The organism is Paenibacillus agri (genome assembly GCF_013359945.1).
GTDB classification, from domain to species: Bacteria; Bacillota; Bacilli; order Paenibacillales; family Paenibacillaceae; genus Paenibacillus_AQ; species Paenibacillus_AQ agri.
Window position 1 is genome coordinate 486,051 of the sequence record NZ_JABWCS010000221.1, and the last position, 15,251, is coordinate 501,301.

Here is a 15,251-nt window from a genome sequence, read left to right on the forward strand (position 1 = left end):
TCCTATTAAGGATATAGCTCTTATATATTTCCATAATTAACCTCGTGTCTATAGAATGAAATTGTCAGCATTATTTAAGAGAAGAGGCGGAGATTATATGAACGATTTGCTTAAATCACAATTCGATGCGGTAGCTCAAAGTTATGATCTGCAGCGGCGTCAATTGATTCCCTGCTTTGATGATTTCTATGGTGCAGCAGTTTCTTGGATGAACACGGAGATAGACACGCCACGAATACTGGATCTGGGAGCAGGAAAGGGACTATTCTCTTCATTTGCGAAACAGCGCTACCCGAACGCTAAGTTGACCTTGGTGGATACAAGCGAAGAGATGCTTAAGGTGGCTCGTCAAAGATTCGGAAATGATCCGAATGTTCAGTACATAGCAGCCGATTACTGTAATTATCCGTTCACGGAGCAATATGATATTATCCTCTCTTCCTTGTCCATTCACCATTTGACTCACCCTGATAAAAGCACTCTTTTTCAAAAGATATTCAATCACCTCACGAGTGGCGGTATCTTCATCAATGCAGATCAGGCAGCGGGTTCATCCTCTTACTTCGATAATCGGTATAAAGAACAGTGGGAAGAGGACGTGCTCAAGTCGGGGTTAGCAGAACAAGCCATTGAAGCTTCCATCTTACGCAGAAAGCAAGATATCAACGCTACCGTAGAAGATCAACTTAAATGGCTGCGTGCTGCCGGTTTTGCAGAGGTGAATGTTGTATATAGCTATAACGAGTTTACGGTATTTTTCAACTTGAAGTAATTGAATTTAACTGTGAAGAAGCACAAGAGAACTGCAAAAGGCTCTCCATTAGCAACCTGTCGCAGTCCCCGAAATAACGTCGGATGTGGCTTTTCTAGCTCTATCTTAAGGAATTTACGGAATCCGCGACACGATCACACGAGAGACGTTAGCGCCGCCCATGCCACCGCTCAGCTTAATTACGTTGTTCGTACCTGGTTGCAGATCGATCAGCCGGTTCGACCGGCCGGTGTAATTGCCCCAGCCTCCTGTACCCGGAAGAGAGAGGAAGTAACCATCTCCAGCCGTATCCCCGCTGCTGTCTACCTTAAAGGCCGCACCGCTATCACCGGAAGCATAAAGCACGGTAAGCAATGCCTTGCCGCCGTTCGTGCCCCCATTGATGCCAGACAACTGGAGGTAGGAACCGCTGATATGCATATTTTCAACACTGTTACCGGATAGAACAGCCCCGCCCCCGACGGTGACGTTGCTGCTGGTTACCGGATATTCGGACTTCTGAGTGTATTGATCAAAATTTTCGTTAATTAAGTCATAATACTTTACTTCCGTAGCATTGGAACGTGGCCCGACAGCTGGAACACCTTCGGTCGTTTGTACAACCTTTTGGATGGTTCCATCTGGGTTGAAGAATAACTGATCTACACAGACAGAACGGAGCGTGCCGTTTGAGGAGATTTTGGAGTTATGGTAGAACAGATACCAATTCCCTTTGTACTCCACGATAGAACCATGCGTTGTTTCACTGCTGGTAACCGGGTCCAGCATCACGCCGCGATTGATCCATGGTCCAAGCGGACTGCTGCTGGTAGCATACCGCATCTTGTTGGCACCGGGATTGTTGTCGGAGTACATTAAGTAATAGATACCGTTCCGTTTGAAGACCCATGAAGCCTCATGGAAGTCTTGCAGCTCGGAGAATTGCTTGACCGGGCCGTCGATCGATACCATATCGGCTCCCAGCTTGACGCCATAGCTTGTCCCACCGCCCCCGGCATAAAGGTAGTAACTGCCATCGTCATCACGGAACACCGCAGGATCGATCAGATTGCTGCCGGGAAGTCCCTGAATATAGCCTTGGACGGTAAAATCTGCGGCCGGTTTATCACTGGTTGCTACACCGATTTTCCAGGAATTGTTCCAATTCGTGTCACTGGGATGAGGGAAGTAGAAGTAGTAAGTTCCGTCTTTGTAAGCCGCATCAGGCGCCCACATAAAACCGCCCTCCGGACGTCCCCATGGCACATCATCAGAACGCAAAATCTCTCCTTCATCCACCCAATCCACCATGTTGTCTGATGAGAAGACGTGATATTTATCCATTAAGTCGCTGCCCCTGGAAGGGAAAATATCATGTGAAGCGTATACATAAATTCGTCCGTCATTCCACACATGCGCTGAGGGATCAGCGGTAAAGATACTAGTGAAAATAGGATTTCCAGATTTGGTGATCTCCTCAGCCGAGGCGGAAGAAGAGGCGCTGAACGCAGGCAAAACGGACAACAGCATGGTTCCTGTCAAAAGCAGACGCAAAAATTTTTTTCTCATAAGTGTTACCTCCTCGTTACATGTATTGGTAATACATTCCCGATCTGCAGATTCGAATTTCTACTCTAAGCCTGCTGGGTAACCACAAAACGATAATTTTCTAATCTCCACCCCCTTGGATTTTAACATGGGAAATACTGTAAACTATGATCCAACATCAGTTTACAGTATGTGTAAGCGCTTTTATAATGAGAGGATCTTAAACTAATGCTGTCATTCTTAGCTTGATGGATGATTATTGAATCTGAATATTAATTTATGTCCATCCCAAGTATTCCCATGATATTCCACGTAATTCCCTAGGGTATAATTCGAAACCGTTCTTCTCCAAAATTTGTGTCCAACTATGTTCCGCTCAGATGGATTGGTAAAAAGCTCCCACTGACCTTTGAAATGGTCAAACACTTGAACTGCGGCATGCTCGGCAATACCGTTTCCTCGGAAGGGTTGCATCAAGAAGAAGTCGTTTACAAAATAGTCCGTTCCTTCAGAACAGTGAGGAGGAGTAGCAATAAGCGCAAATCCAGCGGGGATATTATCGACTTTCATTAAAAAAGGATACAGGCATCCCGGTTTTTCCCACCAGATGTTCTGGACATCGTATTGATCCATTAATGTTCTGAACTCCAGACCATCTTCAAAGATCCCATGTATATTAGGGATGTGACCCTCAGTTAGACCATAATGTCCTGAAAGGTCGTATAAGTAGAGAGGATATAGATTTTTAATAATGTATGCTTCGTCGTGACTAGTCAGGGTAACTTCTAATTTCATCATAAGACCTCTTTCTTGTAGGAGTAGGAGTAGGAGTAAATCGTTAATGTGCTCACCCCATTTTAAAATAGTAATGCAGATTGGTATGGGTACATTTTCGATATAGCTGATCTTTATACACGAAACTATCTATAAAAGATGAACAAAAGAATGTAGAAAAAGAGAGAAGGAGTGAAGGGGGAAGTTTGGAACTGTAGGAGCGAAGCGCTCGTCTTTGTCTCCGGATTTTATCCGCGAATAGCGATATAAACCAAAAAAATCTGGAGACAACAACGACCGGAAGTCCAAACATTCCACCGTAATGACGACCGAGCCTTACGTTTCGGATCATAAGTTCATCTTATCTAGCCATATAATGATTAACTACGTGCAGATTGACAACAGGAGGATACTATACTACAATCCGTAGTATGATGGAGCGTGATGGTCATGAAGATTAAGAAAATGAATGTCGGCGGTGAGGGGCTGAATCGTTTTTTTGGGCCGCTCGAAGCTAAAATTATGGACATCCTCTGGTCCTCTGAGGGTCTCAAGATTAAGGAAGTGCAGTCGATCCTGAATCAGGAAAGCCCCATTTCGGTGAACGCTGTGATGACGGTGATGAACCGTTTGGAGAGTAAAGGGCATCTGAAGAAAGTGCTGGTCGGAACAGGTAGAACCCAAGCGGCACAGTTCAGTACTGTACAGTCGAGAGAACAGTTTGTATCCGAACAGACGAAAGCTGTATCGCATGGGCTAATCAAAGAATACGGCAGTCTTGTCGTAAGCCACATGATTGATGCGCTGGACGAGGTAGATCCTGAGACTATCGCTAAGCTGGAACGCAAATTGGGTGAGATCAAACGAGGGAAAAAAGAATGAGTGCTCGGCTGAAGCTAAGATGGATGTCGGCGCTTATGCTCGTCTTCATCGCTGTGTTCAGTGTACAGATGGGAATCTTCGTTACCCGCCAAGTTGGAGAGAGTAGTCTTAAGGCATGTATCATGTTGTACTGGGCATTCGATCTAATTATTGCCTATACGCTTATCCGGGTGACGTGGCGAATCACAGCACAAGCGTATTTATCGCGAAAATGGAACAGGCTATTCGGCTCCATGAAGCACGACAAATTAACTAAGGCGCTAAATTACAAATACCGCAGCTTGGGGACGGAAATTATAGTCGTGCAGGACGAAGCCTTTGTAGCGCTGGCGATGGGGATGCTCAAACCGAAGATTATCATCTCTACCCATGTCCTCGAACAATTCAGCGACAAGGAAGTCAAGGCTATATTGCTGCACGAGTGGCATCATTGCCGCAATCGCGATAATGTGAAGCTTTTTCTGATGACTCTGTTTACTGAGGCTTTCGGTTACTGGCCGATCATGAAGCCAATTTTTCGTTACTATGAGACGTGGACAGAACTGCTGGCTGATCGATTTGTCATGACCCGGATGGGAACCGAGCTGCATCTGGCAAAAGTTCTATTGAAGCTATCCAAGTGGGGGAAGATTCAGCCTGCTGTAGCCGTACATTTTGCAGCATCCGCTTTGAATTATCGTATGATGCAGGTTCTGGAGCCGAATGAGACGGTAAAGGTTAAGATAGCATTGCTTAGACCCTTGTTGTTCTCGATATCCATGCTGCTGTTGCTCATGTTGGGCGGGGATACGTAAGTCCCCTTTTTTTACACTATTGTACTACATATTGTAGTTTGATTAACAGGAGGGTATTCGAATGAGAGTTGTTTTATTTACAATCGGGAATTATGAGGTTCACTCTTATGGGGTCATTGTGGCCTTGGCTGTTTTATTGGCGCTGGGGATGGCTCATTATTTGGCTAAAGGGACCATATATCGGGAGCATATCTTCAATATAGTGCCTTATGTGGCTGTGGGGGCGATAGTGTCTGCACGGATCTGGCATGTGTTCTTTTTCCAATGGGGGTATTACTCGCAGCATGTAATGGAGATTTTGTATATTTGGCAGGGTGGCATTGCTATTCAAGGCGCACTAATCGGTGGTTTTCTTGCTATCATCTATTATACGAAAAAGCATCGGCTATCCTTCTGGGAATTTGCAGATTTTCTCGCCCCGGCGATTATTCTAGGCCAGTCACTCGGCAGAATTGCTTGCTTCCTTAACGGAGATGCGTATGGTTCACCGACCGGATCGGGCTTTGGTCTTGTTTATCCTCCGGGATCAATGGCATATGATGCTTATGGTTCCCAGCCGCTTTGGCCAGCAGAAATATGGGAAGGGCAGTGGGATTTGGTTGTATTCGTCATTCTAATTCTGCTGAAGAATAGAAAATGGCCAACGGGAGTGCTGTTCCTGGCTTACAATATTTTGTATTCGTTCGGGCGGTTTAACCTGGAGTGGCTGCGTGGAGATTCACCGAGGTACATGTTTAACTGGACAGCAGGTCAGTGGACCAGCTTCAGCGTGATTATGGTCAGCGTAGGCCTGATTGTTTATCTGGTTCTGCATGACCGGAGTAAAGTGCAGCTTGCGGGTGCAGGGAAGGGAATCTGATTCATAATGATGAAAAAACGAGCGCTAGATTAATTCTAGTGGCTCGTTTTAATGATCTTTTTAAGGACGCTGTTTTATAACTACTTCATTTCAGTCATGAACGCTCGGAAGTTCTCAGCAATCGCCTTGGACTGGGTGTGGTGTAAATAATGGTCTCCTTCAAGCTTCACCAGTTTCCCGTGTTCAGATTGTTTAATTTGCTCTTCGTGCAGCGGAATCCAATCTTTCACTCCTGTGTTATTAGCGGCTACAAAGAGAATCAAAGGCAGATTTGGCGGGAAGCTTAACTTGCGGGCACCCACGAAATTGTCATAAAGATTCTTCAATTCATTCAAGGTTGTGTCTTCGTTGCTATTTCGGTTCGAAAGCATTTTTAATAGTTCTCTAGTATGTTCATCATAGCCTAGAGAAGCATAAGGGTCGCTGCCCACCTTCAGTATCAATCGGAGCAGACCAGACTTATTAAGAAATTTAAATCCTTGTATTGGTAATTTAGTGTCCATTCCGCCTTGTGTAGGTACACTGGTATCGATTCCGGCAAAGGCAGTGACTTCATTAGGATATTTGTTGACATAATCCAAACCGTATATGCCTGTGATGGAGTGCCCCATCAGAATGAAACGGTTAATGCCGAGCTGCTGCAAAGCTTCATGAATTTCACTCACAATATTATCTGTAGTGCGTTCCTTATCGGTCGGGTCACTCAATCCATAACCAAAAGGCTCTACAGCGACTACTTTATAGTGTGGAGAGAGTTCAGCGATCAGCGGCTTGAAATCTAAAGCTGGACCTGCAGTTCCATAGCCGGGAAGGAGCACGATGGTTTCTTCGCCTGATCCCTCAATATATACGTTCATTTTTTTGCCGTCTACAGGTACTAGTTGGCCATAAGCGTTTTCTAACTTCTTTTCCTCCGCTTTGCTACTAATCTTATCAGCAATAAAAGTAATTGCTAGAAAAAGTATGACGGCTGCAATAATTCCGCCAATTACTATAAGAGAGATTTTCCCTATTTTTTTGGCTATCGATCCATTCCTCGTTTTTACTACATCTGTCTGTGTCACAGTCATCTTCTCCTATTCTGATCTGTATATTCAGCTGTTTGAAAGAGCCATTGCAATCAGTCTAACCAACGAACATGTACTCTTCATGACCTTAATATGAACTGAATATGAATAGGTAAAAAGAAACTACGGAACGGATAGCCCCCTTTTGATTTGGGTAACTTATTGGAAAATCGGATGTTTTTTAGACGACTAAACTAAGGGGGGATAAGATGCGATTCATTCATATAATGATACTCGTTGTTTCGATGGGAATAACGCAGACTTCATATTGCTACGCAGTGGGGGAACAGCCAACAGAGGATTCGAGAGAACTACAGCTACAAGATATGCTTGTCCTGCAGTTGTTACCGTATATGGACGAAAAACTTGCAGAGGTCTATTCCAATACATTAACGGCTCCGCCTGTTTTGTACCCTTATTATGTTGATGTTACACATACTGAAAGAGTTAATGGATTTCGCGGGTTTAATTTTCTAATTACTCTTGATGCAACCCCAGTAGTTGGTCCTCATATCCCTGTCGGAGAGGATGTTTTTACATATCAGGTATCACCTTTCGGGGTGAAGCTTAAGAAATTCGAACATTTGAAAGGGCCGAATCCCCATGAGTTCCCTCCTAATTACAAGGATTTATTAAAGTAATGGAACATGGATAGAGGAACGTACCCTTAAACCACGAATTTTAATGTAATATATAGGACTAACAAAAGAAAATAACAACAGCGAGAAGGAACGAAGGGGGAAGTTTGGAACTGAAGGAGCGAAGCGATCGCCTGAAAGCTTTCCGCAGGAAAGCTCGCACCGGAAGCATAAGCTCTCCAGATTTCAACCGCTAGAAGCGGTTTATAAAGAAGAAATCTGGGGACAACAGCGACCGGAAGTCCAAACATTCCACCGTAGTGACGACCGAGCCTTACGTTCGGTTCTTAGGTTCGTCTAATAGAGATCCCTATAATTTAACAGACAGGAGCTAAATCCAATGATAAAAGGTTTCGGAGGCGTATTTTGGAGGACTAAGAATATTGAAGTTGTGAAAAAATGGTACAGTGAAGTGTTGAAGATAGAAATAGGAGATTGGAATGGAACGATGATAAAGCCTCAATCCGGAAATGAGACGATCTTTTCTTTCTTTACCGAGGATGACAGTTATTTTCCAACAGAACAACAAGTGATGTTAAATTTTGAGGTATATAATTTAGACGAGACTATTCAACATCTTGAACGAATTGGTGTTCCACTTGCCAAGAAAAAAGAGAGTGGCGAGTTTGGAAAATTTATATGGATTGAAGATCCTGACGGTCGACTGGTCGAGCTTTGGGAGAGATAGTTGTATTTATTGGCTATTGAGCTCTAACGCGACATGAAAGCCAGTAGTACAAATGAGGGCAGGCAAGTAAAGCCGAGAGAGCGGAGACGCTTGCTGCGGCCGATCCTTTGCCTGCCCTCAACTTTTTTAAGAACGAGTCTGATTTCCAATCACTTCATAGGCTGATTCGTCATAGCGGTTCGCAGGAATGGACAGACCCAAATGATCACGTAAGGTATTACCCTCATATTCGGTACGAACCAGTCCTCTTGCTTGCAGAATCGGAACGACCAGGTTAACAAAATCCTCTAGTCCGTCCGGTAAAGACGGGGCCATTAGCATAAAGCCGTCAGCGGCTTCTTCCTGGAACCATTGTTCCAGCGTATCCGCGATTTTCTCCGGCGTACCGACCAGATCGTTGCTGCTGAAAGCACCTGTAAGCATAGAATATAGCTCCCGCAGCGTCGGATTATCTCGGGCGATGAACGGCTGGTGCTTTTTGAAATCGGACTTGGATAGCTGAACCGTGTGTAGTCCAAGCTCATGAGCTCTCGCAGCCAGAGTGTAGCCGCTAAAGTCTATATTCGGAAAATAATCGGACAAGAAGCGAAGGCCAGCTTCATCCGTAATGAGTGCTTCAAGCTGCCGCCGTTTCTGCTCGGCTTCTTCTTCCGTTTTCCCGATAATAGGGGAGATCCCCTGTAAAATGAATACCTTCTCAGGATCCCGCCCTTGCTGCGCCAATTGGCTCTTGTAGGATCGGTAAAATTCCTGTGCATCTTCAAGATGATGTTTGATGGAGAAAATAACTTCAGCCAGCTGGAGAGAGAAGCTCTGTCCTGCATCAGAAGTTCCGGCCTGAACCAGCACCGGACGCCCCTGCGGTGAACGGGCAATATTCAGAGGTCCCTCTACCGAGAAGAACTCTCCCTTATGATTCAGACGATGAAGCTTGGCTGTGTCAAAAAACTCACCCTTCTCTTTATCATATACAAAAGCATCATCCTCCCAGGAATCCCACAAGCCTTTAACCACTTCCAGAAATTCCGACGCTCGCTTATAGCGATAACTATGCTCCAAATGTTCTTCTGCGCCAAAATTCCGGGCAGTATTGCCGGACAAATCCCGGGTAGTGACAATGTTCCAGCCTGCGCGTCCTTTACTGATATGATCCACCGACATCAATAAACGTGCCAGATTAAAGGGCTCAATGTAAGAAGTGGAGGCGGTGGCGACAAGTCCAATTTTAGAGGTGGCCCCAGCGAGGGCTGCAATAAGTGTGATAGGTTCAAAGCGGTTCAAGATATTAGGATGTGAGACTTCGTTGATGGCCAGACTGTCCGCCAAGAACGCAATGTCAAATTTGCCGCGCTCTGCGATCTGTGCCAGATTCTTATAGTAGTCGATATCAATACTGGAGTTCGCTTGTGCTTGCGGCAATCTCCAGGAGGCGGTGTGCATTCCGGTGCCAACCAGGTAGGCAGAAAGCTTGATTTGTCGTTTATAAGTCATCTTATTCATCCTCCGTGCTCTACTATAAAATATTTCAATAAGAATAGTTGGAATTAATTTAACGCTTTATGGATGTTGTGTCAATTTAAACTTTGCATAGAATTTTATTTTAAAACTATTGACGTTTGGAAGATCTGATCCTATACTTTGGAAATAAACACACCAAAACACTAGGAATAGTTACTATTGGGTTGTGGTCGAACAGCTGGCTTCGTCTAAGACCTAATACAGTATAGGTTCACACCATATGAGCTTTTGAATTGACAACCAAGATCAAGCGAGAGGGAGGTTGAAGCATTGATTACCGTTGAGGGACTTAGCAAGAGTTATAACACGGTGCAAGGCTCTATCCAAGTGCTAGACAATATTCAGTTGAATGTTAGAAAAGGGGATATTTTCGGAATTATCGGATTTAGCGGCGCTGGTAAATCTACGCTGATTCGCTGTCTGAACCGGCTTGAAGAACCCGACACGGGTCGCATCTTGATCGGCGACGAGGAGATCACAGCACTGAAGGGTGCGGCGCTTCGCAAGGCAAGGCAGAAGATCGGGATGATCTTTCAACAGTTCAACCTTCTAGATGCCAAAACAGTCTACCAGAATGTGGCCTTCCCGCTAGAGGTGGGGGGATATGACAAGGCGCATATTCGCACAAGGGTAAGAGAAATTTTGGATCTGGTTCAGCTGTCTGATAAGGAGAATAGTTATCCGTCACAGCTTAGCGGCGGACAGAAGCAGCGTGTCGGAATTGCCCGCGCGCTTGCTAATGACCCTACTGTGCTGCTGAGTGATGAAGCGACTTCGGCGCTTGATCCGGAGACAACCTATTCCATATTGGAACTGCTGAAGGACATTAACCGTCAGTTGGGGTTGACGATCTTGCTCATCACACATGAGCTGGATGTGCTGCAGCATATCTGCAATCAGATGGCGGTTATCGAGAAAGGGAGGATCGTCGAGACAGGTACGGTCGATAAGCTCTTCTTCAATCCGGAGAGTCAGACGGCCCAGCGCTTTATAAACATTATCCATCAGTATCAGAGCAGGCGATTCGCCGTGGAGGGGGTAGGGGCAGGCATATGAAGGACGATCTGTATGAGTTGCTATTGGAGGGTCTGGGACAAACGTTATATATGGTGTTCTGGTCTTCGATCTTTGCGATATTATTGGGGCTTGCCTTGGGCATTAGTGTAGTTGTGACGGAAAGAGGAGGAATTTTGCCGGCTCCAGCGGTACATAAAGTCATCGGAACCTTCATTAATACAGTACGGTCGTTGCCATTCATCATACTGATTGTTCTACTGCTTCCGTTATCCAGACTTATTGTTGGTACATCGCTTGGACCGACTGCGGCTATTGTCTCGTTGTCCATCGCTGCAGCGCCATTCCTGGCACGAATTATTGAGAATTCTCTCAAGGAGGTTGATACAGGCAAGATTGAAGCAGCCAAAGCGATTGGTGCCTCGCCATTTACGATCATTTTTCGGGTGCTTATTCCTGAAGCGCTGCCTGCACTCATACGCGGGCTGACCATCGCTGTCATTGCTATTACAGAGTTTACAGCTGTCGCCGGAGCGATCGGGGCAGGGGGACTGGGAAGTCTGGCCATTCGCTTTGGGTACCAGCGGTTCCGGGAGGACATCTTATTCGCCACCGTCCTCATTATTATCTTACTTGTGCAGAGTATCCAGTGGACCGGGGATTATACGGCCAAGCGGATTGAACGCAAGCGTTTCAAAATGGACTAGAGAACAGTTTTCATGAAATGGACCTATACTTTAAACGAAAGCAGGGATTTATAATGAAAATGAAAAAATCGTATGTAGTGACATCTGCACTTATTCTCTTGTTCACGCTGGCTTTGACCGCTTGCGGTTCTGGCTCAAACAATGGCGGCACTAAGGAGAGCAAAGCTAACACCCCGGCCAAAGCGGAAGAACCAGCTAAGAAGACAGTGCTCAAGATTGGATCGGCTGCTGTACCGCATGCTGAGATCCTGAACTTCATTAAGCCAAAGCTGGCGGAGGAAGGTATTGATCTGGATGTCGTTGTCTTTGATGATGAAGGGCAGCTTAACCCGGCGCTGAAGGAAAAGCAGATTGATGCGAACTTCTTCCAGCATGTACCGTACCTTGATTCCGTGAAGGGCGAGCAAGGCTATGACTTTGCTGTGACAACAAAGGTTCATGTGGAGCCGATCGGATTCTACTCGGAGAAGATCAAATCTATCGATGAACTGAAAGACGGTGCACAAATTGGTATCCCGAACAACCCTTCCAACGAATACCGCACGCTGGTATTGCTTCAGCAAAAAGGTCTGATTAAGCTGAAAGACGGACTTACTACATATGAGGCTACTCCAAAGGATATTGTAGAAAATCCGAAAAACTTGAAGTTTGTTGAGGCTGATGTTCCTACACTTCCGCGAGCGCTGAAGGATTTGGACGGCGCGTTGATTAACACAAATATTGTTCTGGAGTCGGGCCTGGATCCGGCGTCAGCACTTTTCCGTGAAGACGCCGATTCTCCCTATGCCAACGTGATCGTTGTACGCAGTGGCGATGAAAACCGCGATGATATCAAAAAACTCGATGCGGCTCTAACCTCGCCTGAAGTGAAGAAGTTTATTGAAGACAAGTACGGTGTAGCGGTTGTCCCTGCATTCTAATGACAGCTGGCGCTTCGCGCACTCAGTCAAATTAAAAGCCGGTTCGTTCTGCCTGGTGGCAGAGCGGCCGGTGTTTTTTGCGTTGTGGGGAGTTAAGCGAAGATTGATCAAGAACGGATATAAGTATTTTTTACCAATACATATAGTGCACTGATTAGTAAAATTAAGTAATGGATGTTATGAGGGGGATATACTATGGAACAACATTTGGATGCGTTATTTAACGTGTATGCTAAGGAGCATCATTTTGCAGGGGCTGCTTTGATTAAAGGTAGGGGACACACCTTGTTCGCACGTGCGTATGGTTTTGCACATAGAGGCTTCAAAATTCCGAATACAATCAGCACGATGTTCGATACGGCGTCTGTTACGAAGCTGTTCACGGCAGTGGCGATTCTACAGCTTGTGGAGCAGGGGAGGCTGGGGCTTAATGAGCGAATTACGGATATCATCGATTTAACGGGTACTAAAATTCCAACAGATGTTACGATCAGGCATTTGCTTACCCACACTTCTGGCATTGCTGACGACGCAGACGAGGAACTGGGGGAGAGCTACGAAGAGCTCTTCATAGAGAAGCCTAACTATGCGATAAGAGAGTGCGGGGATTTCATCCCGCAGTTCGCGTACAAAGAGCCAAAGTTCAAAGCGGGAACGGACATCAGCTATAACAACTGTGCGTACGTCCTGCTAGGTCTTGCCATCGAAAAAGTAACCAATACGAGCTATCGGGACTTTGTTGAGCAGTACATTTTTCGGGTTTGCGGCATGAAGAATACATCTTTTGCCTCTAAAGATGAGGGCGACAGTGCGGTGGCCGAAGGCTATGCTGCGATTTTTAACAAGAATAACGAAATTACATGGAAAAAGAATATCTATTCATTTCCTCCAATAGGTACCTCTGACGGGGGAGCCTTTACGACCGTAGGTGATCTGGATCTCTTCATGCGAGCATTGGTAAATGGGCAGTTGTTATCTGCTGAGATGACAGAAGAAATCATGAAGCCGCAAACGGAGCACGTACGGAGATATGAATGGGGAAGCATCATCAACGGTTATGGTTTTCATTTTGTTTATGATCAAGCAGGAAAGCTTATGCGCATGTACAAGGACGGTTCTAATGCGGGAGTAGCCGCAATGTTGGCCTACTATCCAGAGACCGAGACGACAAGTGTCATACTGGGGAACCAGACCTGTAATATATGGGAGCTTCATTGGAAGGCGGAACAGATGATAAGATCACAATATTTTAAAAAATAAATAGGGGGTGGACCTTATGAACTGGCAATCATCATCAACGGATATAATGTTCATTTTATCTTTGTGCAAGGAGCTCAGACCTGCAAGGTCTGGAACAACACTCGTATGGGAAAAGACTAATAAAAGTGATGAGAGGATCTACTTCGGTGCAAAAGAAAAACACTTGGCCAATATCAAGTCCAGAGAAGCATAACATGGATCAGGAGTATCTGGACAAACTCGATAAAGTATCATCTCCATTCTAATCGGGATCGCGATCGAGAAAGGATTCATACCTTCGCTTCATATGACGTTGGAGAATTATTTTCCGAAAATCTTGGATAAACAGGTCGACACTCGCAAGAAAGATATCACTATTGAACACCTGCTACAGATGAGCGTCGGCTTGGACTGGCCGGAATTTGGGGAATGGAATTACATGCCCCCAATGTTTGTCCACGATATCGTGAAGTTTGTATTCGACAGGCCACTGGTGGATGATCCGGGCAGTCGAATGAATTATAACTCAGGATGTTCTCATGTCCTGTCTGCGATTATTACGAAAGCTACGGGCATGAAAACATCTGCTTTTGCTGAGCGATATTTATTGGGGCCGTTAGGAATTGAGGATTACCTCTGGTTTGAGGATGCAAAAGGCATCAGTTATGGCTCAGATGGTCTTCGGCTGCTCCCGTATGATCTGGCCAAGATTGGTCAGTTGTATTTGCAGGAAGGAATGTGGAAGGGAAAGCAGATTGTATCTGCAGAGTGGGTTAAGGAATCTACGGAGCCCCGCCTTTTGACTTATGATTATATTGGCCATTACGCTTCTCATTGGTGGGTAGCAAAGCTAGAACCTGATCAGCAAGATTTTTCTATGAACAACAGAATGATTTTTGCGATGGGAAGAAGCGGGCAATTTATTATTGTCATTCCAAGTCTGCAAACGGTAATTGTATTTACAAGCACGCTGGAGAATACCATCAAACCTTTGGCGTTCGTGCGAGATTACATAGTGAAGTCGATGGTCTAGTGAACGAAAGCAATACTGGATATCCCTTCATCGCGCTTCAGCAGCATTAATATGAAATAGAACATGCTTATTTAAAGGACTGTCTAGCTCAACTTTCGGGTGATTGAAGGTTGAGCTAAAATTCATACCGATTTTTTGCATTACATTTTTCGAAGGAGTATTCACGTCGGCAGTAAAACTATAAATGTCGCTAAACCCCAATGTGTTAAATCCATATTGTAAGCAGGCTGCGGCTCCTTCAGTCGCGTATCCTTTTCCCCATGCCTCTTTTTTCAGCCGCCATCCAATTTCTACGCAAGGTGTAACATCCGCCTCAAAGGTTGCCTTATGAAATCCTATAAAACCAATAAACTCTTTCTGTTCCTTTACTTCTACAGCGTACAACCCAAATCCACACTCTGTAAACTCGGAGATTATGGATTGATAGAACGCAGTTGTTTCTTTGAAGGATAAGGTTTTAGGAAAAAAGGTCATAACCTCTTCATCCGCATTTAGTCGGCTAAATGGTTCTAAGTCTGCTTCTTCCCAGTCACGAAATAGCAATCTCGCTGTCTCAAAATATAACATGATTGTACCTCCTTATAATCGGCTAGTTATTTTTGATGAAAGGATCTAAAAAAGGAAAGCGGATTGTAGCGGCTGAGGGGGCTAGAAAATCGACGAATCTCGTTTTGAAACTGTAACTAAATAATACACAATTTTCAAGTTCTTATCTTTGTAAGGATTAATGAGGATTGTTGTGAAAATAAATCAAAGTAAAATAATATGAATTTAACGCTATTCAAATTTTAAGCTTCATGTTATAGTAATTTTGTAATT

Annotated in this window: 17 protein-coding genes; 12 read left to right on the plus strand and 5 right to left on the minus strand. The window is 44.9% G+C overall.

What is annotated here, in order from left to right; genetic code table 11:
• Positions 1–97 precede the first annotated feature (97 nt).
• The gene (locus tag HPT30_RS28975; protein ID WP_175374711.1) at positions 98–772 is read left to right on the plus strand and encodes a class I SAM-dependent methyltransferase; all 675 of its coding nucleotides are present in this window, start codon (positions 98–100) and stop codon (positions 770–772) included.
• A gap of 114 nt (positions 773–886) precedes the next feature.
• Here HPT30_RS28975 and HPT30_RS28980 read toward each other — a convergent pair whose 3' ends face one another.
• Positions 887–2,320 carry a family 43 glycosylhydrolase gene (locus HPT30_RS28980; protein WP_175374712.1) on the minus strand — a complete coding sequence of 478 codons (1,434 nt, stop codon included), beginning with the start codon at positions 2,318–2,320 and terminating at the stop codon, positions 887–889.
• A 219-nt stretch (positions 2,321–2,539) separates the two neighbouring features.
• On the minus strand, positions 2,540–3,097 hold the full coding sequence (locus HPT30_RS28985) for a GNAT family N-acetyltransferase (protein ID WP_246317510.1): 558 nt from the start codon (positions 3,095–3,097) through the stop codon (positions 2,540–2,542).
• A 426-nt stretch (positions 3,098–3,523) separates the two neighbouring features.
• On the opposite strand from HPT30_RS28985, the gene HPT30_RS28990 reads away from it, so the two are divergent.
• The 3 genes from HPT30_RS28990 to lgt all read left to right on the plus strand — a co-directional run bounded on the left by HPT30_RS28990 (position 3,524) and on the right by lgt (position 5,608).
• A complete protein-coding gene (locus HPT30_RS28990) occupies positions 3,524–3,955 on the plus strand; it encodes a BlaI/MecI/CopY family transcriptional regulator (RefSeq protein ID WP_175374713.1) in 432 nt (143 codons plus the stop codon).
• Complete coding sequence (locus tag HPT30_RS28995; protein WP_175374714.1) at positions 3,952–4,749, plus strand: M56 family metallopeptidase; 798 nt, start codon at positions 3,952–3,954, stop codon at positions 4,747–4,749. The genes HPT30_RS28990 and HPT30_RS28995 overlap by 4 nt, the downstream gene beginning before the upstream one ends.
• A 61-nt stretch (positions 4,750–4,810) precedes the next feature.
• Positions 4,811–5,608: a prolipoprotein diacylglyceryl transferase gene (lgt, locus tag HPT30_RS29000; protein WP_175374715.1), complete on the plus strand. Its 798-nt coding sequence runs from the start codon at positions 4,811–4,813 to the stop codon at positions 5,606–5,608.
• Positions 5,609–5,688: 80 nt separating this feature from the next.
• On the opposite strand, the gene HPT30_RS29005 is transcribed toward lgt, so the two are convergent.
• Positions 5,689–6,678 (minus strand): alpha/beta fold hydrolase, encoded by a 990-nt coding sequence (locus HPT30_RS29005; protein ID WP_175374716.1) that lies wholly within the window; start codon positions 6,676–6,678, stop codon positions 5,689–5,691.
• A 206-nt stretch (positions 6,679–6,884) separates the two neighbouring features.
• Here HPT30_RS29005 and HPT30_RS29010 point away from each other — a divergent pair, with 206 nt between their 5' ends.
• A complete protein-coding gene (locus tag HPT30_RS29010; protein ID WP_175374717.1) occupies positions 6,885–7,316 on the plus strand; it encodes a DUF3888 domain-containing protein in 432 nt (143 codons plus the stop codon).
• Positions 7,317–7,653: 337 nt separating this feature from the next.
• Positions 7,654–8,001 (plus strand): VOC family protein, encoded by a 348-nt coding sequence (locus tag HPT30_RS29015; RefSeq protein WP_175374718.1) that lies wholly within the window; start codon positions 7,654–7,656, stop codon positions 7,999–8,001.
• 126 nt (positions 8,002–8,127) lie between these two features.
• On the opposite strand, the gene HPT30_RS29020 is transcribed toward HPT30_RS29015, so the two are convergent.
• Positions 8,128–9,492 (minus strand): LLM class flavin-dependent oxidoreductase, encoded by a 1,365-nt coding sequence (locus HPT30_RS29020; RefSeq protein ID WP_175374719.1) that lies wholly within the window; start codon positions 9,490–9,492, stop codon positions 8,128–8,130.
• A 297-nt stretch (positions 9,493–9,789) separates the two neighbouring features.
• Here HPT30_RS29020 and HPT30_RS29025 point away from each other — a divergent pair, with 297 nt between their 5' ends.
• The 6 genes from HPT30_RS29025 to HPT30_RS29050 all read left to right on the plus strand — a co-directional run bounded on the left by HPT30_RS29025 (position 9,790) and on the right by HPT30_RS29050 (position 14,432).
• On the plus strand, positions 9,790–10,575 hold the full coding sequence (locus HPT30_RS29025) for a methionine ABC transporter ATP-binding protein (protein WP_175374720.1): 786 nt from the start codon (positions 9,790–9,792) through the stop codon (positions 10,573–10,575).
• Entirely contained in the window at positions 10,572–11,240 is a 669-nt protein-coding gene (locus tag HPT30_RS29030; RefSeq protein ID WP_066370004.1) for a methionine ABC transporter permease, read from the plus strand. The genes HPT30_RS29025 and HPT30_RS29030 overlap by 4 nt, the downstream gene beginning before the upstream one ends.
• A 53-nt stretch (positions 11,241–11,293) precedes the next feature.
• Entirely contained in the window at positions 11,294–12,160 is an 867-nt protein-coding gene (locus tag HPT30_RS29035; protein WP_175374721.1) for a MetQ/NlpA family ABC transporter substrate-binding protein, read from the plus strand.
• Between the two features lie 195 nt (positions 12,161–12,355).
• Complete coding sequence (locus HPT30_RS29040; RefSeq protein WP_175374722.1) at positions 12,356–13,420, plus strand: serine hydrolase domain-containing protein; 1,065 nt, start codon at positions 12,356–12,358, stop codon at positions 13,418–13,420.
• 16 nt (positions 13,421–13,436) lie between these two features.
• Positions 13,437–13,613 (plus strand): hypothetical protein, encoded by a 177-nt coding sequence (locus HPT30_RS29045; RefSeq protein WP_175374723.1) that lies wholly within the window; start codon positions 13,437–13,439, stop codon positions 13,611–13,613.
• Positions 13,614–13,706: 93 nt separating this feature from the next.
• On the plus strand, positions 13,707–14,432 hold the full coding sequence (locus HPT30_RS29050) for a serine hydrolase domain-containing protein (protein WP_246317512.1): 726 nt from the start codon (positions 13,707–13,709) through the stop codon (positions 14,430–14,432).
• Between the two features lie 27 nt (positions 14,433–14,459).
• Here HPT30_RS29050 and HPT30_RS29055 read toward each other — a convergent pair whose 3' ends face one another.
• Positions 14,460–14,999: a GNAT family N-acetyltransferase gene (locus tag HPT30_RS29055; RefSeq protein ID WP_175374725.1), complete on the minus strand. Its 540-nt coding sequence runs from the start codon at positions 14,997–14,999 to the stop codon at positions 14,460–14,462.
• Positions 15,000–15,251: the final 252 nt, after the last annotated feature.